Source organism: Saccharothrix deserti, from assembly GCF_009769385.1.
In the GTDB taxonomy this organism is placed as follows: domain Bacteria; phylum Actinomycetota; class Actinomycetes; order Mycobacteriales; family Pseudonocardiaceae; genus Actinosynnema; species Actinosynnema deserti.
In genome coordinates, this window is the sequence record NZ_ML775960.1 from 234,243 (window position 1) to 252,570 (window position 18,328).

Annotated in this window: 21 protein-coding genes; 15 read left to right on the top strand and 6 right to left on the bottom strand. The window is 70.9% G+C overall.

The genetic code is table 11. The features are described 5' to 3' along the window. The first annotated feature begins 182 nt into the window (after positions 1–182). Positions 183–1,679 (top strand): leucyl aminopeptidase, encoded by a 1,497-nt coding sequence (locus FM051_RS03305; RefSeq protein WP_158840481.1) that lies wholly within the window; start codon positions 183–185, stop codon positions 1,677–1,679. Between the two features lie 57 nt (positions 1,680–1,736). Then, positions 1,737–2,300, top strand: a complete 564-nt coding sequence (locus FM051_RS03310) for a TetR/AcrR family transcriptional regulator (protein WP_158840483.1) — start codon at positions 1,737–1,739, stop codon at positions 2,298–2,300. Here FM051_RS03310 and FM051_RS03315 read toward each other — a convergent pair. Further along, on the bottom strand, positions 2,297–2,614 hold the full coding sequence (locus FM051_RS03315) for an oxidoreductase (protein ID WP_158840485.1): 318 nt from the start codon (positions 2,612–2,614) through the stop codon (positions 2,297–2,299). The two genes, FM051_RS03310 and FM051_RS03315, sit on opposite strands and share 4 nt — an antisense overlap. Before the next feature lie 173 nt (positions 2,615–2,787). Here FM051_RS03315 and lpdA point away from each other — a divergent pair, with 173 nt between their 5' ends. The 7 genes from lpdA to FM051_RS03350 all read left to right on the top strand — a co-directional run bounded on the left by lpdA (position 2,788) and on the right by FM051_RS03350 (position 9,959). Next, positions 2,788–4,161, top strand: a complete 1,374-nt coding sequence (gene lpdA, locus FM051_RS03320; RefSeq protein WP_158840487.1) for a dihydrolipoyl dehydrogenase — start codon at positions 2,788–2,790, stop codon at positions 4,159–4,161. A gap of 54 nt (positions 4,162–4,215) precedes the next feature. Then, positions 4,216–5,946, top strand: a complete 1,731-nt coding sequence (gene sucB, locus FM051_RS03325; RefSeq protein ID WP_158840489.1) for a 2-oxoglutarate dehydrogenase, E2 component, dihydrolipoamide succinyltransferase — start codon at positions 4,216–4,218, stop codon at positions 5,944–5,946. 204 nt (positions 5,947–6,150) lie between these two features. After that, positions 6,151–7,035: a TIGR01777 family oxidoreductase gene (locus FM051_RS03330; RefSeq protein WP_158840491.1), complete on the top strand. Its 885-nt coding sequence runs from the start codon at positions 6,151–6,153 to the stop codon at positions 7,033–7,035. Further along, positions 7,035–7,631, top strand: coding sequence for a phosphatase PAP2 family protein (locus FM051_RS03335; RefSeq protein ID WP_158840493.1), 597 nt, complete (start codon positions 7,035–7,037; stop codon positions 7,629–7,631). Before FM051_RS03330 ends, FM051_RS03335 begins: the two co-directional genes overlap by 1 nt. Then, positions 7,618–8,361 (top strand): lipoyl(octanoyl) transferase LipB, encoded by a 744-nt coding sequence (gene lipB / locus FM051_RS03340; RefSeq protein WP_158840495.1) that lies wholly within the window; start codon positions 7,618–7,620, stop codon positions 8,359–8,361. The genes FM051_RS03335 and lipB overlap by 14 nt, the downstream gene beginning before the upstream one ends. Positions 8,362–8,461: 100 nt before the next feature. After that, the gene (locus FM051_RS03345; RefSeq protein ID WP_158840497.1) at positions 8,462–9,469 is read left to right on the top strand and encodes a serine hydrolase; all 1,008 of its coding nucleotides are present in this window, start codon (positions 8,462–8,464) and stop codon (positions 9,467–9,469) included. Between the two features lies 1 nt (position 9,470). Then, on the top strand, positions 9,471–9,959 hold the full coding sequence (locus tag FM051_RS03350) for an ArsR/SmtB family transcription factor (protein WP_158840499.1): 489 nt from the start codon (positions 9,471–9,473) through the stop codon (positions 9,957–9,959). Here FM051_RS03350 and FM051_RS03355 read toward each other — a convergent pair. Next, complete coding sequence (locus FM051_RS03355) at positions 9,944–10,876, bottom strand: LLM class F420-dependent oxidoreductase (protein ID WP_158840501.1); 933 nt, start codon at positions 10,874–10,876, stop codon at positions 9,944–9,946. The genes FM051_RS03350 and FM051_RS03355 overlap by 16 nt on opposite strands. A 57-nt stretch (positions 10,877–10,933) precedes the next feature. Continuing rightward, complete coding sequence (locus FM051_RS03360; protein ID WP_158840503.1) at positions 10,934–11,578, bottom strand: TetR/AcrR family transcriptional regulator; 645 nt, start codon at positions 11,576–11,578, stop codon at positions 10,934–10,936. Between the two features lie 129 nt (positions 11,579–11,707). Between FM051_RS03360 and FM051_RS03365 the strand changes: the two genes are divergently transcribed. Genes FM051_RS03365 through lipA form a run of 3 tightly spaced genes read left to right on the top strand, consistent with a single transcriptional unit; the run spans position 11,708 to position 14,150 of the window. Then, a complete protein-coding gene (locus FM051_RS03365) occupies positions 11,708–12,169 on the top strand; it encodes a hypothetical protein (protein ID WP_158840505.1) in 462 nt (153 codons plus the stop codon). Positions 12,170–12,188: 19 nt separating this feature from the next. Further along, positions 12,189–13,130: an oxidoreductase gene (locus FM051_RS03370; protein ID WP_158840507.1), complete on the top strand. Its 942-nt coding sequence runs from the start codon at positions 12,189–12,191 to the stop codon at positions 13,128–13,130. A gap of 15 nt (positions 13,131–13,145) precedes the next feature. Further along, positions 13,146–14,150, top strand: coding sequence for a lipoyl synthase (gene lipA / locus FM051_RS03375; protein WP_158840509.1), 1,005 nt, complete (start codon positions 13,146–13,148; stop codon positions 14,148–14,150). A 61-nt stretch (positions 14,151–14,211) separates the two neighbouring features. Here lipA and FM051_RS03380 read toward each other — a convergent pair whose 3' ends face one another. Then, entirely contained in the window at positions 14,212–15,249 is a 1,038-nt protein-coding gene (locus FM051_RS03380) for a saccharopine dehydrogenase family protein (RefSeq protein ID WP_158840511.1), read from the bottom strand. A 24-nt stretch (positions 15,250–15,273) separates the two neighbouring features. Continuing rightward, a complete protein-coding gene (locus tag FM051_RS03385; protein WP_158840513.1) occupies positions 15,274–15,564 on the bottom strand; it encodes a hypothetical protein in 291 nt (96 codons plus the stop codon). Between the two features lie 74 nt (positions 15,565–15,638). Between FM051_RS03385 and FM051_RS53635 the strand changes: the two genes are divergently transcribed. Together FM051_RS53635 and FM051_RS03395 are read left to right on the top strand one after the other, a co-directional pair. Further along, complete coding sequence (locus tag FM051_RS53635; RefSeq protein ID WP_338019444.1) at positions 15,639–16,637, top strand: TIGR04141 family sporadically distributed protein; 999 nt, start codon at positions 15,639–15,641, stop codon at positions 16,635–16,637. Positions 16,638–16,724: 87 nt separating this feature from the next. Further along, positions 16,725–17,069 carry a hypothetical protein gene (locus FM051_RS03395; protein ID WP_158840517.1) on the top strand — a complete coding sequence of 115 codons (345 nt, stop codon included), beginning with the start codon at positions 16,725–16,727 and terminating at the stop codon, positions 17,067–17,069. A gap of 155 nt (positions 17,070–17,224) precedes the next feature. Here FM051_RS03395 and FM051_RS03400 read toward each other — a convergent pair whose 3' ends face one another. Beyond that, a complete protein-coding gene (locus FM051_RS03400; protein WP_158840519.1) occupies positions 17,225–17,494 on the bottom strand; it encodes a hypothetical protein in 270 nt (89 codons plus the stop codon). Positions 17,495–18,056: 562 nt separating this feature from the next. Between FM051_RS03400 and FM051_RS03405 the strand changes: the two genes are divergently transcribed. After that, complete coding sequence (locus FM051_RS03405) at positions 18,057–18,314, top strand: helix-turn-helix domain-containing protein (protein ID WP_158840521.1); 258 nt, start codon at positions 18,057–18,059, stop codon at positions 18,312–18,314. Positions 18,315–18,328 lie beyond the last annotated feature (14 nt).

The following is an 18,328-nucleotide window of genomic DNA, read 5'->3' on the forward strand; positions in this document are numbered from 1 at the left end:
CATATCGACTGGGTGAATCCGAGCGTGCGGGCGGTCGACCCCCGTTCGTGTTAATTGTTACTCATTGCAATCGAAGGTGCGGCCGTCCTGTGTGTGAACGGCACCTTTAGCATTCGTCACGATCCACCCCGATCCCGCCGCAAGACCAGGAAGCGCCGGGAGGACCACGTCAAGGAGCCGCAGTGACCGCGCCGAAACTGGCCATCACCGACAGTGACCTGAGCAGCACCGCCGCCGACGCCGTGGTGGTGGGCACACTCCAGGGCCCGGACGGCCTCGCCCTCGCCGGCACGTCCGAAGCGGTGAACGCCGCGTTCGACGGCGCGCTGCTGGACGTCCTCGAAGCCGTCGGCGCGACCGGCAAGGCCGAAGAGGTCGTCACCGTGCCCACGTTGGGCAAGCTGGGCGCGCGCGTCGTGCTCGCCGTCGGCCTCGGCAAGCCCGCCGACGACGGCACCGTCACCGAGGACCAGGTGCGCCGCGCGTCCGGCGCCGCAGCCCGCGCGCTGGGCGGCAAGAAGCGCGCCGTCAGCACGCTGTCCGCGCTGCACCTCGGCCCGGCCGTCGAGGGCACCGTGCTGGGCGCGTACTCGTTCACCGAGTACAAGTCGGACAAGGGCAACGGCCCGGTCGCGCGCGTCGACCTCGTCGCGCCGGCCGAGGGCAACGTCCGGGCGCACCGGGCGACGCTCAAGGCGTCCACCGCGATCGCCGAGGCCGTCACCGCGACCCGCGACTTCGTCAACACCCCGCCGAACGACCTGTTCCCGGCGTCGTTCGCGGACCGCGCCGCCGCCCTGGCCAAGGCCGAAGGGCTCGAGGTCGAGGTGCTGGACGAGAAGGCGCTGCGCAAGCAGGGCTTCGGCGGCATCCTCGGCGTCGGCGGCGGCTCCAGCCGTCCCCCGCGCCTGGTCCGCATCACCTACCGCGGCCCGAAGGCGGGCAAGAAGATCGCGCTGATCGGCAAGGGCATCACCTTCGACACCGGCGGCATCTCCATCAAGCCCGCCGCCGGCATGGACGAGATGACCTCGGACATGAGCGGCGCGGCGGCCGTGATCGCCACCGTCGTGCTGGCCGCGAAGCTGAAGTACCCGCTGGAGGTGACCGCGTGGGCGCCGATGGCGGAGAACATGCCGTCCGGCACCGCCTACCGGCCCGGTGACGTGCTCACCATGTACGGCGGCAAGACCGTCGAGGTGCTCAACACCGACGCCGAGGGCAGGCTGATCCTGTCCGACGTGATCGCGCGGGCCTGCGAGGACCAGCCGGACTACCTGATCGAGACGTCCACGCTGACCGGCGCGCAGGTCGTGTCGCTCGGCAAGCGGACCGCCGGTGTCATGGGCACCGAGGAGTTCCGCGACCGCGTCGCCGCGCTGGGGCGTGCGGTGGGCGAGCAGGCGTGGGCCATGCCGTTGCCGGAGGAGCTGCGCGGCGACCTGGACTCGCGGGTGGCCGACATCGCGAACGTGGCCGGGCACCGGTTCGGCGGGATGCTCGCCGCGGGCTTGTTCCTGCGCGAGTTCGTGGCCGAGGGCCAGACCTGGGCGCACATCGACATCGCCGGGCCGTCGTTCCACACCGGCGCCCCGTACGGGTACACGTCCAAGGGTGGCACCGGTGTCCCGGTGCGCACTCTCGCGGCGGTGCTGGCCGACATCGCGGCCAACGGCTAGTCGGGACGCCGTGACCGTAGTGGTTGGTGAGCGTTCACCAACCACTACGGTCGCCACATGACCACGCGTGACCGCATGCTCGACGCGGCGGCCCACGTCATGCGCACCAGAGGGCTCGCCCGCGCGACCACCAAGGAGATCGCCAAGGCGGCGGGCTTCTCGGAAGCGGCGCTGTACAAGCACTTCGCGGACAAGACCGACCTGTTCCTGGCCGTGCTGAAGGAACGCGCGCCGAGCGATCTGCGGAACCTGTTGGACGAGCTGGAAGCCGGGCGCGGTGACGTGCGCGAGACGTTGGTCGGGATCGTGCGCGCCGCGACGGCGTTCTACCGCGAGACGTTCCCGATCGCCGCGTCGATCTTCTCCGAACCGGCGTTGCTGGCCGCCCACCGCGAGGCGCTGAAAGCGCACGAAACCGGGCCGCAGGTCGTGCCGCAGACGCTCGCGCGGTACCTGGAGGCGGAGCGGGCGCTGGGCCGGCTACCGGCCGGCGTCGACGCGCGGTCGGCCGCGGACCTGCTCCTGGGCGCGTGCCACTACCACGCGTTCCTCGGCTTCTTCACCGACTCGCGGACCGATCCGGAAGCCCTGGTCGCGACGCTGTGGAACGGGCTCGGCTAGGCCTGGTTCTTGCGGCGGGAGTACTCGCGCATCCGCTTCGGGTAGCCGACGATGCCCGCGTCGTAGATCGGGATCGCCAGCTTCTTCGCCAGCCGCTTCGCGCCGTCCGTGCCGTCGATCCGGCGGCGCGTCCACTCACCGTCGTGCGCGACGAGCACGACCGTGGTCTCGGTCACGGTCGTCTTCGGCTCGACGTACGCCTCCACACCCCGACGGGCGGCGGCCCACTGCTCCAGGTGGCCGGTGTCCGTGGACGAGGCCGAACGCAGCACGCCGGGGCGCTGCTTCCTGCGAAAACGGTCGAACAGGCCCACCGGGCCACCTCCTGCCGGGACAACTGCCGACCATGGTGCCGGCGCGGGTGTGAAGGCGGGGCCAAATCCTCCCAACAGGACACCGCGTCGCCGCCGTTCGCGCGGTAGTGACAAGATGGCAACTACGCGCGCACCCGCGCGGAGTAAGGCATCAAGCTCTCCAGGGAGATTCCGTGACCGACACCTCCGCCGACCTTGTGATCCTCGGTGGCGGCTCGGGCGGCTACGCCTGCGCGTTCCGCGCGGCCGAGCTCGGCCTGTCCGTCATCCTGGTCGAGAAGGACAAGCTGGGGGGCACCTGCCTGCACCGCGGCTGCATCCCCACCAAGGCGCTGCTGCACGCGGCGGAGGTCGCGGACAACGCTCGCGAGGGTGACCAGTTCGGCGTGAAGTCCTCGCTGGAGGGCATCGACATCGCGGGCGTCAACTCCTACAAGGACGGCATCGTCAGCCGTCTCTACAAGGGCCTCCAGGGCTTGGTCAAGGCCAACAAGGTAACCCTGGTGGAGGGCACGGGCACGTTCGTCGGCCCGAACACCGTCGAGGTGGACGGTCAGCGGTACACCGGCAAGAACGTCGTCCTGGCCACCGGTTCGTACGCCCGCAGCCTGCCCGGCCTGGAGATCGGCGGCCGGATCATCACCAGCGACCAGGCGCTCAGCCTGGACTTCATCCCGGAGAAGGTCGTCGTGCTCGGCGGCGGCGTCATCGGCGTCGAGTTCGCCAGCGTGTGGGCCTCCTTCGGCGCGGACGTGACCATCGTGGAGGCGCTGCCCCGCCTGGTCCCCGCCGAGGACGAGTACGCGTCCAAGCAGCTGGAGCGCGCGTTCCGCCGGCGCGGCATCAAGTTCAAGACCGGCGTGAAGTTCACCGGCGCCACCCAGAGCGGGACCGGCGTGTCGGTCACCCTGGAGTCCGGCGACGTGCTCGACGCCGACCTGCTGCTGGTGGCCGTCGGCCGCGGCCCCAACACCTCGGGCCACGGCTACGAGCAGGCCGGCGTCAAGATCGACCGCGGCTTCGTCATCACCGACGAGCGGCTGCGCACCAACCTCCCGAACGTGTACGCCGTCGGCGACATCGTGCCCGGCCTCCAGCTCGCGCACCGCGGCTTCCAGCAGGGCATCTTCGTCGCCGAGGACATCGCCGGGCAGAACCCGAAGGTCATCGACGAGGCGGGCATCCCGCGCGTCACCTACTGCAAGCCCGAGGTCGCCTCGGTCGGCCTGTCCGAGGCAGCGGCCAAGGAGAAGTACGGCTCCGCCGTGGAGACGTTCGTCTACGACCTCGCGGGCAACGGCAAGAGCCAGATCCTGAAGACCGCCGGCGGTGTGAAGCTCGTCAAGGCGCCCGACGGCCCGGTGGTCGGTGTCACCATGGTCGGCGAGCGGGTCGGCGAGCTGATCGGTGAGGCACAGCTCATCTACAGCTGGGAGGCGTACCCCGAGGACGTGGCTCCGCTGATCCACGCCCACCCGACCCAGACAGAAGCCCTCGGCGAGGCTTTCCTCGCCTTGGCCGGCAAGCCGCTGCACGTGCACGGCTGACCGTCGCACCCCAGTCAGCCGATCCCCGACCCACGCACGAGGAGTCAGCGAACGATGGCCTTCTCCGTCCAAATGCCCGCACTCGGCGAGAGCGTCACCGAGGGCACGGTCACCCGCTGGTTGAAGCAGGAGGGTGACCGCGTCGAGGTCGACGAGCCCTTGCTGGAGGTCTCCACCGACAAGGTCGACACCGAGATCCCGTCCCCCGCGGCGGGTGTGCTCCAGAAGATCGTCGCCCAGGAGGACGAGACCGTCGAGGTCGGCGCCGAGCTGGCCGTCATCGGCGACGGCTCGGACTCCGGGGCCTCCGACTCGGCTCCGGTCCAGGAGTCGGCGCCCGCGCCGACGCCCGAGGCCGCGCCCGAACCGGCCGCTGCCCCTGCCCCGCAGGCCGAGGCCGCTCCGGCCGAGGCCCCGGCCCCGTCCGGTGGTCCGGCCGAGGGCACCCCGGTGACCATGCCCGCGTTGGGCGAGAGCGTCACCGAGGGCACCGTGACCCGCTGGCTCAAGGCCGTCGGCGACTCGGTCGAGGTCGACGAGCCGCTGCTGGAGGTGTCCACCGACAAGGTCGACACCGAGATCCCGTCGCCGGTGGCCGGCACCCTGCTGGAGATCAGCGCGGGTGAGGACGAGACCGTCGAGGTCGGCGGTCAGCTCGCGGTGATCGGCTCGGGTTCGCCCGCGCCCGCCGCGCAGGAGGCCCCCAAGCCCGCGCCCGCCCCGGCTCCCGCCGCTCCGGCCCCCGCCGCTCCCACGCCTGCTCCGGCCGCCGCGCCTGCTCCGGCTCCGGCTGCCCCGAAGCAGGAAGCGCCGAAGCAGGAGGCCCCGGCCGAGGAGTCGGCCAACGGCGCGCCGTACGTGACGCCGCTGGTGCGCAAGCTGGCGTCGGAGAACGGCATCGACCTGGCCACGTTGAAGGGCACCGGCGTCGGTGGCCGGATCCGCAAGCAGGACGTGATGGCCGCGGTCGAGGCGGCCAAGGCCCCGAAGCCGGAGGCGCCCAAGCCGGCCGCCGCGTCCGCGCCCGCCCAGCGGGTCGCCGCACCGGCCGCGGACACCAGCGGCAAGCGCGGCACGGTGCAGAAGCTGCCCCGGCTGCGGCAGATCGTCGCCCAGCGCACGCGTGAGTCGTTGCAGGTCTCGGCGCAGCTGACCCAGGTGTTCGAGGTGGACGTCACCAAGATCGCCCGGCTGCGGGCCAAGGCCAAGACGGCGTTCGAGCAGCGCGAGGGCACGAAGCTGACGTTCCTGCCGTTCTTCGCCAAGGCGGCGGTCGAGGCGCTCAAGCAGCACCCGGTGCTGAACGCGTCGATCGACGAGGAGAAGAAGGAGGTCGTGTACCACGGTGCCGAGCACCTGGGTATCGCGATCGACACCGAGCGGGGCCTGCTGAACGCGGTCATCGCGAACGCGGGCGACCTGAACCTGGCCGGCCTGTCGCACAAGATCGGCGACCTGGCGGCGCGGGCGCGGGCCAACAAGCTCACGCCCGACGAGCTGACCGGCGGCACGTTCTCGCTGACCAACCTGGGCAGCAACGGCGCGCTGTTCGACACGCCGATCATCCAGCAGCCGCAGGTCGGCATCCTGGGTGTGGGCGTGGTCAAGAAGCGCCCGGTGGTGATCACGGACGAGAACGGCGACACCATCGCCATCCGGTCCATGGCCTACCTGGCGCTGACCTACGACCACCGACTGGTGGACGGCGCCGACGCGGGCCGTTTCCTCACCACCGTCAAGAACCGCCTGGAAGAGGGCGCGTTCGAGGCCGACCTGGGTCTCTGACGTTTCGAGTTCGTCCCGCCGAAGGCCGCTCCCCGGTTCGCCAGGGGGCGGCCTTCGGCGTCCGCGCCTCAAGCGGCGGTGCACGTGAGCAGCCCGGAAGGGCTGACCGTCCGGGTCCGCTCCCTCGATCGGTCGCGCGCTGGGTGGCGATGGTGACACCTCGACCGCTGTGCAACAGGCCCCCTGCTGCGAGACGATCAACCCATGCGGGTTGTGATCGCGGGATCATCGGGCTTCATCGGCACCAGTCTGGTCGCCGCGTTGCGCGGTGCCGAGCACGAGGTTCTGCGGTTGGTCCGGCGACGGCCGAGTGCGCCGGACGAGCGCGGCTGGGACCCGCCTGCCGGGCGGATCGACGCGGGCGCGTTGGACGGCGTGGACGTGGTGGTCAACCTCTGCGGCACGGGTATCGCCGACAAGCGGTGGAGCGACGCGCGCAAGCAGGTGCTGCTGGACAGCCGCACGGTGCCGACCGAGGTGCTGGCCGCGGCCGTCGCCGAGCACGGCGTCCCGGTGCTGGTCAACGCGAGCGCCATCGGCTACTACGGCAACACCGGTGACGAGGTCGTCGACGAGTCGCGGCCGTCGGGCACCGGGTTCCTGGCCGGGCTCTGCCGCCAGTGGGAGGCGGCCACCGCGCCCGCGGAACAGCACGCCCGCGTCGTCAGACTGCGCACGGGCCTGATCATCGGCCCGTCCGGCGGCCTGTTCGGCAAGATCAAGCCGCTGTTCTCCTTCTTCCTCGGCGGACGCGTCGGCGACGGCCGCCAGTACATGCCGTGGATCTCGTTCGACGACGCCATCGCGGCCATCCGGTTCGTGATCGAGCACGACGTCTCCGGCCCGGTGAACATCACCGCACCCAGCCCGGTCACCAACGCCGAGTTCACCCGCACCATCGGGCACGCGCTGCACCGGCCGACCCCGTGGGTCGCGCCCGCGTTCGCGCTGAAGGCCGTGCTCGGCGACATCGCCGAGGAAGGGCTCCTGGCCGGTCAACGGGCGATACCGCGGGTGCTCGAACAACGCGGCTTCCAGTTCCTGCACCCCGCCCTCGGGGCCGCCGTGGCGGCGGCCGTCGAAGGGTGATGGGCGCGCTGGTCGGCGTCGTTCTGGCGCTGGCCTCGATGGTCCTCGGGCTCTCGGTCCGCGACGAGCCGCCCGCGCTGGACCAGGGGTTGCACCTGGTCGCGCTGGACCTGGGACCGGCTTTCGCGCACTCGGCGGCCGTGGTGAGCTTCGTGCTCAGCCCGGGGTTGGCCACGATCGCGTTGCTGGCGTTGGGGTTGCGGGCGCTGCTCGCCAAGGACTTGCTGCTGCTGCGTGCCGCCGTGCTGCTCGCGGCCTGCTGGTGCACGCTGCTCGCCCGCTACGGCTACCAGCGGCTGCGGCCGATCGAGTACCCGAAGTGGGCCTACCCGAGCGGGCACGTCACCGCGGTCACCTCGGTCGCGTTCACGGGTGTGGTGTTGTGCGCGTGGCTGGCACGGCGGTATCTCAAGCACGCCATCGCACTGGCCTGCGCGGCGGTCGTGGTCACGGCGGCCAGTCGGGTCGTGCTGGAGATGCACTGGTTCACCGACACGGTCGGCGCGGTGCTGGCCGTGGTCGGGGTCGGGCTGGTCGTCGCCCGTGCCCTGGGGCTGCTACCCGTGGGCGTAATGTCGAGACGTGAGCAGTCCTGACCTTTCCTGCCGCACCTCGACGGACCCGATCGAGGTGCGCGAACTGGGCACCATCGACTACCTGGCCGCGTGGGACCTGCAACGTGAACTCGCGGAGGCACGCGCGAACGGCGCGATCGGCGACACGGTGCTGCTGCTGGAACACCCGCCCGTCTACACGTGCGGCCGGCGCACCCAGCCCGAGGAACGCCCCGAGGGCGGCGACATCCCGGTCATCGACGTCGACCGGGGCGGCAAGATCACCTGGCACGGACCGGGCCAGCTGGTCGGCTACCCGATCGTGGCGCTGGACGAGCCGCTGGACGTCGTCCAGTACGTCCGCCGCCTGGAGCAGGCACTGATCCACGTGTGCGATCAGCTCGGCGTGCACACCGGACGCGTCGAGGGCCGCAGCGGCGTGTGGATCCCGGCCGACGACAAGGGCGTCGAGCGCAAGGTCGCCGCGATCGGGATCAGGGTGCAGCGCGGCGTCACCATGCACGGGTTCGAGATCAACTGCAACGCCGACCTGGCCGCGTTCGGCGACATCATCCCGTGCGGCATCCGGGACGCCGGGGTGGCGTCGCTGTCGCACGAGCTGGACCGGGACGTGACGGTGGCGGAGGTGCTGCCGCTGGCCCGCCAGGCGGTCATCGACGCGTTGAACGGCGACCTGCCGTTGACCGACCGCACGCTGGTCCGCGAGCGGCCGGTCGCTGCGGGCGTGACTTTCGCCGTGCAGACGGGCTGACGGGCTGACGCTGACGGGTTGACCACCGGAACCGGCTGACAACCACGACTCTTCCCCTCTAGTATTCCGGAATTACGGACTACCAGAGGGGAGATTCGTCGTGCTCCTGACTCGACGACGCCTGTTCCTCACCTGCGGGGCGGCCGGTGCCGCGGCACTGCTACCGGCCGCACCCGCCACGGCCACCGCCCAGCCGGACGACTGGTTGGCCTGGTTCCGGGCCAACCGGCAGCACGTCGCCGTGGCGTTGGACGACGGCCGGGGCGGTCGGGTATCGCACCGGGCGCACGAACGCCAACCGCTGGCGTCGGCGGTGAAGGTCGTGCACCTGGCCGCGTACGCGAAGGCCGTGGAGACCGGTGTGGTGCGGCCGGACGAGAAGGTGCGCGTCGGCGAGTGGGAGCAGTACTACCTGGGCCTGGACGGCGGCGCGCACCAGGCGTCCCTGCGGTCCCTGGGCATCCCGTTCTCCAACGGCGTCACGGCCGACGACCCGCGCCGGTTCGTCACGCTGGACGACCTGGCCGCGGTGATGATCCGGTACAGCGACAACGCCGCCACCGACTTCCTGCGGTACCGGTTGGGCGAGGGCCTGATCAACGCCACCGCGGCCAGGTGGCCGACCTTGCAGGTCCCGGAGATCCTGGCCGAGGTGCTGCACTTCGTGCTCGGCCGCCGGGTGAGCGTGCGGCAGTACCTGCGCGACCCGCGGCTGCAGCTGGAGGTGATCGGGAAGTTCCCCGACATCCCGACGACCTACGAGGGCCAACGGCCGTGGGCGCGCGGCACGTGGTCGGGCACGGCGGCGGCGCTCAACCGGGCGCACCGGGCGATGACCGACGTGCCCGTCGCCCGCACGCACCTCGAACACGGTCACGCACTGCCGCCGGGCGTGGCGGGCATCGGGTTCAAGGGCGGGTCGCTGCCGGGGATCATCACGGTCGGCTTCAGCGTGCGCTGGGCGGACGGCCGGGTCGGCAGCGCGGCGGTGTTGACGAAGGAGGTCGACGAGCAGCGGTTCGGCACGGCCGCGGAACTGGTCGAGTTGACGCGGAACGCCCTGCTGGAGCCCGCTGTCCTGCGGCGATTCCAGGTCACCCTCTCCTAGGATGGCAACGGTGGACCTGGTGCAGCGACTTGCCGAGCTGGAACAGCGCGTGGCCGCGCTGGAGGGCGACGACGACCGGGAGACGATCGCGCTGCCCGAAGCCGAGGACGGAGGCGGCGAGTTCGGCTACGGCGGCCGGGTGGCGCTCGGGGACGGCCGGGTCACGTGGCGGATCGACGTGACCCCGGAGCGCGCGCTGTCGTTGGCGGACCGGCCCCGGATCGAGGTGCTGTCCGCGTTGGCGCACCCGGTGCGGGTGGAGATCGTCCGCACGCTGCTCGCGCACGGCGGCCAGCCCGCGACGGCGTTGCAGGAGGCGGCCAAGCTCGGGTCGACCGGCCAGCTGTACCACCACCTCAAGGCGTTGACCGCGTCCGGCGTGGTGGAGCAGGACAAGCGCGGGAGCTACCGGCTGCGGCCGGCGGCCACCATCCCCGTGCTCGTCCTGCTCACCGCCGCGTCGGACGTGGCCGGTCAGCTGCGCAGCTGAGGCGCGACCGCCTCCGCGATCAGGTCCACGTGGTCCAGGTCGGCCAGGTCGAGCAGCTGGAGGTAGACCCGGCTGATGGCGGTCTTGTCGCGCCACGTGCCGAGCTTGTCCACGACCTCGGCGGGCGTGCCGGTGAGGCCGTTCTGCCGCAGCTCGTCCACCTCGCGGCCGATGACGGCGGCCCGGCGTGCCACCTCGGCGTCGTCACGTCCCACGCACACCACGAGGGCCGCGGAACGGGTGATCTCGGCCGGGTCGCGGCCGATCTCGTCGCACGCCGCGTCGACCCTGGCGAGCAGCTCGACGGCGGTGTCCACGCCCTGGAACGGCAGGTTGAACTCGTCGGCGAACTTCGCCGCGAGCGCGGGCGTGCGCTTGCGGCCCGTGCCGCCGACCAGGACCGGGATCTTGTCCACGGGCTTGGGCAGCGCGGGCGAGTCGGCCAGCCGGTAGTGCTTGCCCTCGAAGTCGTACGTCTCGCCGACCGGGGTGTTCCACAGCCCGGTGACGATCTCCAGCTGCTCCTCGTACCGCTCGAAACGCTCCACAGTGGACGGGAACGGCAGGCCGTACGCGGTGTGCTCGGCCTCGTACCAGCCCGCGCCCAGGCCGAACTCGACCCGGCCGCCGGACATCCGGTCCACCTGCGCGACGCTGATGGCCAGCGGGCCGGGGTGGCGGAACGTCGCGGCGGTCATCAGCGTGCCGAGCCTGATCGTCTCGGTGTCGCGGGCCAGACCGGCGAGCGTGATCCAGGCGTCGGTCGGTCCGGGCAGACCGTCGACGCCGCCCATCTTGAGGTAGTGGTCGGAGCGGAAGAACGCGCCGTAGCCCGCGGCCTCGGCAGCGCGCGCCACCGCCAGCAGATCGTCGTAGGAGGCCCCTTGTTGGGGCTCGGTGAAGATGCGGAGTTCCACCGCCTTCACGCTAGTCGGCCCGGCCCCGGCGCCTCGACCCCAGCGTCTTGAACGCCACTACCGGCGACGGGAACGCGACCGCTTCTCCTCCGGTGGCGCGGCGACCGCGTCCGTGCGCACCCGAAGCCCTTCCACCACACGGACGATGGTGCGCTCCACCTCGGCGCTGGCCTTGCGCGGATCACTCGCGCTCGCGATCGTGCTCGCGCCCGCCGACAGCGCGCCGAACAGGAGCCTGCTCATCGTCTCCACCGGCAGCTGTTCCAACTCGCCCGAGGTCACCAGCACCTCGATGGTGGAGCGCAGCAGGCCGTAGCTGAAGTGCTCCTCGGCCTCCCGCCAGCGCTCCCAGCCCATCACCACCGGCGCCTCGTGGATCACGATCCGCTGGTAGGAGGGCTCCAGGCAGACCCGGACGTACGCGCGCAGGCCCGCGATGGCCGTCTCCCACGGGTTGCCGGGCGCGCTGACGATCTCGCCGAGCTTGCGCATGAACGTGTTCTCGACCGAGTCGAAGGCGGCCTCGAACAACGCCTGCTTGCCGCTGAAGTGGTGGTAGAGCGCGCCTTTGGTGAGCCGCGCCCGCTTGGCCACCTCGTCCAGCGACGTGCCCGCGTACCCGCGTTTGGTGAACAGCTCGACGGCGCTGTCCACGAGGGCCTGCCTCGTCGACTCCGAGTACTCCAACCGCCTTGATCGCACTGTCACCACCCTCACAACCTACGACATACCGACGGTACGTACTCGTGGTATGTTCGCCTCATCGGCCATACCGACGGTATGCCAAAGACCTGAGGTATGACGCCGGTCACCACGAGAGGAGGCGTGATCATGAGTTGGACCGACTTCTACCGACGACGTGACGCTCTGGACGCCGTGCTCCGCGCCGCGGCGGGGGATCCCGCGGCACCCCTGACGTTCGACCGCGAGATCTTCGCCACCGAGGACGAACTGCTCCTGGCGTTGCACTACCGCTGGATGCAGCAGCTCACCGGGCGGCTCGGCACGGCGCTGGAGGACAGCGACGACGACCGCGTGGAGATCGTCACGCGCACGTGGCGCGAGCTGGCCGCCGAGCAGCCGGTGCTGCGCGCGGTGCTCGACGCGCACCTCACCTCGACCGACGCGATCGAGCGCGAGCAGCGGATGTTGGCGCTCACCGCGGGCCTCGCGGAACTGTCCGAGCCGAGCGCGGACGTGTCCCGCGTCGGCGCGGCGTTCGCCAACCTGATCCGCGGCGGCACCGCCGCCGTCGTGCCCGGCAGGCACCGCGGGCTCGCCAAGAGCGCCTGATCACCTGTAGGTATTAGGAATGCCGAAGTGGACTCCCAGGAAATGGGACAGCGCGGACATCCCCGACCAGAGCGGGCGCACCGCGCTGGTGACCGGGGCCAACTCGGGCCTCGGTCTGCGCACCGCCGAGGTGTTGGCGGGCAAGGGCGCGCGCGTCCTGCTGGCCTGCCGGTCCGCCGAACGCGGGCAGCGCGCGCTGGAGCGGGTGCTCGCGACCGGCGGCAACGCCGAGCTGGTGTCCCTGGACCTGGCCGACCTGTCCTCGGTCCGCACGGCCGCCGACACCGTCCGCGAGCGCACCGGTGACGCGCTGGACGTGCTGGTCAACAACGCGGGCGTGATGGCCGTGCCGTTGGGGCGCACCGCCGACGGCTTCGAGCGCCAGTTCGGCACCAACCACCTCGGCCACGCCGCGCTGACGTGGCTGCTGATGCCCGCGCTGCGCACCCGGCCGGGCGCGCGCGTGGTCACCGTGTCCAGCCTGGCCCACCAGGCGGGCCGCATCGACCTGGCCGACCCGAACTTCGAGGTGCGCCGGTACACGGCGTGGGGCGCCTACGGGCAGTCGAAACTGGCGAACCTGCTGTTCGCGCGGGAGCTGGACCGGCGCACCCGGACCGCGGGCGTGGACGTGACGTCCGTCGCTGCCCACCCCGGCCTCACCTCCACCGAGCTGAGCGCCACCATGGCCCGTGCCCAGGGCAACCCGTTGCTCGGGCTGGGCGCCAGGGTCACCGACTTCTTCTCGCAGTCCGTCGAGACGGGGGTGTTGCCGCAGCTCTACGCGGCGACATCGCCTGACGTGCGGGCGGGCGCCTACTACGGGCCGGACGGGTTCCGCGAGATGCGCGGCCACCCCGCCCCCGCGGCGTCCTCGACAGCGGCTCAGGACGAGCTCGCGGCGAGCCGGTTGTGGGACTTGACGGCCAAGCTCACGGGCGTCACACCCGACCCCTCGTGACGTAGGGTTGAAGTCGTGACCGTCGTACCTGAAGGTCGGAAGCTGCTGCGGCTGGAAGTCCGCAACAGCCAAACGCCCATCGAGAAGAAGCCCTCGTGGATCAAGACCAAGGCGAAGATGGGCCCCGAGTACCGGGAGCTCAAGGGCCTGGTCAAACGCGAGGGCTTGCACACGGTGTGCGAAGAGGCCGGTTGTCCCAACATCTACGAGTGCTGGGAAGACCGGGAGGCCACCTTCCTGATCGGTGGCGAGCAGTGCACCCGTCGCTGCGACTTCTGCCAGATCGACACCGGCAAGCCCGCCGACCTCGACCGCGATGAACCGCGGCGGGTCGCGGAATCCGTGCAGGCCATGGGTCTGCGCTACTCGACCGTGACCGGTGTGGCGCGCGACGACCTGGAGGACGGCGGCGCGTGGCTGTACGCCGAGACCGTCCGCCAGATCCACGCGATGAACCCCGGCACCGGCGTCGAGCTGCTGATCCCGGACTTCAACGCGGTGCCGGAGCAGCTGGCCGAGGTGTTCTCGTCGCGCCCCGAGGTGTTGGCGCACAACCTGGAGACCGTGCCGCGCATCTTCAAGCGCATCCGCCCGGCGTTCCGCTACGAGCGGTCGCTGGAGGTCATCACCGCGGCCCGCGAGGCCGGTCTGGTGACGAAGTCCAACCTGATCCTGGGCATGGGCGAGACGCCGGACGAGGTCACCGAGGCGTTGAGCGACCTGCACGACGCGGGCTGCGAGATCATCACCATCACGCAGTACCTGCGGCCCTCGCCCCGGCACCACCCGGTGGAGCGCTGGGTGAAGCCGGAGGAGTTCGTGACGCACAAGGAGACCGCCGAGGGCATCGGGTTCTCCGGTGTCATGGCCGGTCCCCTGGTCCGCTCGTCCTACCGCGCCGGCCGGCTGTACGCGCAGGCCGTGCAGAAGCGCGGCGACGTGCTGCCGGAGGGCCTGCACCACCTGCTCGAGGCCGGTGGCGCGGCGCAGGAGATCACCTCACTGCTGTCGGCTCGCTGAGGCCGTCACGCTGAGGCCGTCACGCTGTGGCCGTCACGCTCGGTTCGTCACGCTATGGCCGTCACGCTGAGGTCGGCTCGCTGACCACCACGCCGTCCAGCGCCCGGACGTAGTCCGCTCCGAAGGCGCTGGACGGCGTGTGCGCGCCGGGGGTGGCGTCGCCGAGGCGTTGGACCGCCGTGACCACCGAGTCCGCGGTGAGGTCGTAGGCGTTCGGGCCGGTGAGCGCGGCCCGGACCCGGTTCCCCTGCTCGTCCCAGACCTCCCCGAACACCTCGCAGCGGGTCTTGCTCCTGGTGGAGTCGTTCGGCCCGCCGATGCGCCTGGCCACCGCCTTGCCGAGCCGTTGGGCCAGGCCGGTGCGCAGGAGCGGCGCGGTGAGCGGCTGGAGGCTGCTCAGGACGCCGGGGAACGTGGTGAACGTGGTGATGTTCGGGATGCCGGTGGACCGGTAGGCCGTGCTCACGTCGCCCCACGGGATCGCGCCGACGTCACGGGGCCGGTCGCGGAAGTGGGCGGTGCGGCGGCGGTGACCGAGCTTCACGCCGCGGATCTCGCCGTCGACGCGCGCCCGTCCCCCGCCACCCGAGCCCTCCACGGCGGTCCGGGCCGTGCCCGCGCTCGCGCCGCCCTGGACCACGAACGCCAGGTCGAGGTGGGTGGCCGTGGGCAGCGCTTGGTGCAGCATCGCCGCGAGGCAGTCGGTCGGCACGACGTCGAACCCGGCGCCCGGCAGCAGCACCACGCCCGCGGCCTCGGCCTCCCCGTCCCGTCGGCTGACGGCCTCGAAGACGTCGATCTCGCCGGTGATGTCGAGGTAGTGCGTGCCGGTCTTGAGGCAGGCGTCGACCATCGGCCCCGAGGTGGCCGAGAACGGGCCGGCGCAGTGGGCGACCGCGTCGATGCCCTCCAGTGCGCCCACGGTGTCCACGGCGTTCTCAAGGTCGAAAACCCGGTGCTCCAGCCCCAGCCGTTCGGCCAGCGGGCGCACCTTCTCCGCGGAGCGGCCGGCCAGTACCGGCCGCAGCCCGCGCCGCACCGCCAGCTCCGCTACCAGCGTGCCGGTGAACCCGTTGGCTCCGTAGACCATCCACGTCATGCGGTAGAAGCTACTCGTAGGTAGCTACGTCGCCGACCGCCGCCGCACCACGATGCTCCCGGTCACGAGCAGAACACCCAACACAGCGACAGGAGCGGCCCACGCCAACCGCTCCATGCGCAGCCGACTGCAGATCTCGACGAAAGCGTCGCCCTCGGCCTCGACGGCGAGCTCGTCGTACCCCATCCCCACGCTGTTGCCGCAGGGGATCGACAAACCCGACGGCGAGTCCGTGGACAGGGGCGACAACATGATCAGCAACCCGGCCAGGAAGAACGCAACACCGACCACCGCGGTGACGGCCCTGGGCGACATGCGAGGAAGTTACTTCCTCGGAAGGCTCCGGCATAGGGGGATGTCACATAGGGGGACTCGGTTAGCAACCCCTAATGAGCCATCCGGCCCACCAGGGCGAGCGGACGTCCTGGTGCGCCGAACGGTCCCGCGTCCCCGCAAAGCGACCAGTCAAGCCATTCACCGAGACCGATAACCGGGCCGACGCGGTACGAATCCACTATTCCGACTCGCGCGGTCACCGATTGACACACGTTCATCACCCGACCGAGTGGCATCCGGTTGTGCGCTTCCACCCGATTCGACCAGCCGTGCACCTCAGCGTGGGCGAACGTGCCGCCCGACCGCATCACCGCACCTCACCGGCCACGAGTGGCGGTTCCGCCACGGGGCCCGCCCCCGCGCCGCTCACCGACCGACCCACGCCACGTGACCCTTTTCACTCTTTGGTGTGCCATTATTTCAACCAACTGAGACGGACCTTTCCGAATACTTTTCGGCTATACACATCGAAGGAGCTCCGAACCGACGTGAAAACCATTCACCACCTCGCCGGGCAGGGCATCAAGGACACGCTGGCCGAGGACGACCCGCTGGTGCCCGTGCTGGAAACCCGGTTGGCGGTCGCGCTGGGCGGCAACACCCGGTTCGGCTCGCTGGGCCTGCGCTGGCCCGACGCCGCCGTGAGCCGGGCGGGCGACACGGTGTCGTTCCGCACCAACGACGTCGGCGGGTACGGCCCGCTGCCGCTGGACCCGACGCTCGACGTCACCGTGATCACCGCCCGCTTCGCCCGCATCCCCGAGTACGCCCGGACAGACGAACTGAGGCAGTCACGCCTGATCCCGTGCGCCGACCAGGCCCGGGAGCACCTGCTCACCGCTCCCATCCCGATGGACCACTGGCTCACCTTCGAGACCACGATCAACGGCCGCGTCCACCTCCTGTGCGAGGGCCGCTGGCACGTGGTCGAGGGCATGCGCGCCGAGGTCATCGACCTGATGGCGCGCCGCAGTTCCCCGACCTTCCCGGCATCGCGGGCGACCGACGAAGAGCGCTCGTACCGCAAGCGCCCGGCCTGTCACCCGGGCTAGTGCGGTGGCCACATACGTTCACCGGGTCGGCGACTCGCCGGGCTGTAGCCTGGTTTCCGCACTACTCGGACGGAGGCGCGGCCGCAGATGAGCGAGACGGATCCGCACATCCACGTCGAGCAGAAGGTGCTGGAGGCCGGCCCCGCTGTCCGCAACCTGATCTCGTCGATGCTGGGCCGCGTGACCGACGCACCGAGCGTCGTCACCACCGGTTGCGGACTCCAGGTGCCCTACGCGATGACCTCGCCCCGTCCGGAAAGCGTCACCTGCCTCGCCTGCCGGGAACACGCTCACCGGGAGTACCTGCGCTTCGCCGACCAGGTCGAGCGCCTGGGGCACCCAGGCCCGATACCTGGCACGAACATCACCGGCAACCAGGTGGCCGAGGCCGTGGAACGGCTCCGGGACGTCGCGAAGAGGTTCTCCGGCTGATGCCACCACCGGCAGTTGGCGAACCCGGTGAACGTTGGTGGTCACCGGGCTAGGTGCCGACTCCGGCGTACTTCTTGTTCGGCAACCAGCCCTCGTCGCCGGAGTGGCGCCTTCCGCACGCGGTCTTTCGCACCGCGCTACCGATCCACGTGCGTTTACGCCTGGCCCACGAACACGGCCTTGTCGGAGCCGAAATCGGGCTGCAGCGTGATCTGGAGTTCTCCGGGCTGCGCACCGACGACGACGGCCATTTCACAGGTGTAGGTCTTACCGGGAAGCACCGTGGCGTTCTCGAATCCGCCGCTCCCACACGGACCGTTCGAGTCGAACACGGTCTCCGCGTTCCTGCCGTCGAACTGCGCGTCGCCACCGAACGAGAGCAGTCCGGCGTCGAACGGCTCGTCGGTGCCGTTGACGACGGTCACGGTGACCTTCGCGGCGCGAGCGACGTTTTGCGGCTGTGCGTACTCACCAGGCGTACACGACGTGGGCGCGGAGATTTCGCCCAGACTTCTGCGCCCAGGCGATCAATACCGGGCGGACTGGGGCCCGGTGGACACAGCGGTGGGCGTGGCCAAGGCCCTTTCAACCCCTTGCCGAAAGGTGCGGCGGTTGCGCCCGACGAGGAAGCCGGCTGGTTGGACAGGCGACCGGGCAGCCCGAGCACGGAGGTGGTCGGGCGGAGCGCGAGCGCGACAGCGCCGCAGCGGAGCCCGCCGGGCGGGGGCCAGGGGCGCGAGACCCCGCGGGGGTCCGGGGGCGGAGCCCGCCGGGCGGGGCGCGGGGGTTGCACCCCCGCAAGGCACAGTGGGCATCGTTGAGGCCCTTGCAAACCCCCGTAGAGCCACTCGACGCCTGCTCGCCCTAGGAAAGTCCTGGTCAGCGAACACCCCAACCACCAGAACGCCGACGACCTACCGCACTGCCCAGCCACTACGACCTCACCAGATCGACGAACTGGTCGCCGCCCATCAGGCCGGCACCACCGTGCACGAGCTAGCCGCCCAGTTCGGCCAGCACCGCAGCACCACCGGCCAACACCTCCGGGCCCGTGGCATCGACACCACCCGACGCGCCCTCACCCCCGACGACGTCCAAGTAGCAGCCCGCCTCTACCACTCTGGCTACTCCATTCTCCAACTCGCCGACAAGTTCAAGGTCGGCAACGAGACCATGCGCCAACACCTGCTCAACGCCGGAGTCGCACTACGCCCGAAGGGCAGACCTGCACGCTCTTTGCGGTGATAACCCATGCACTC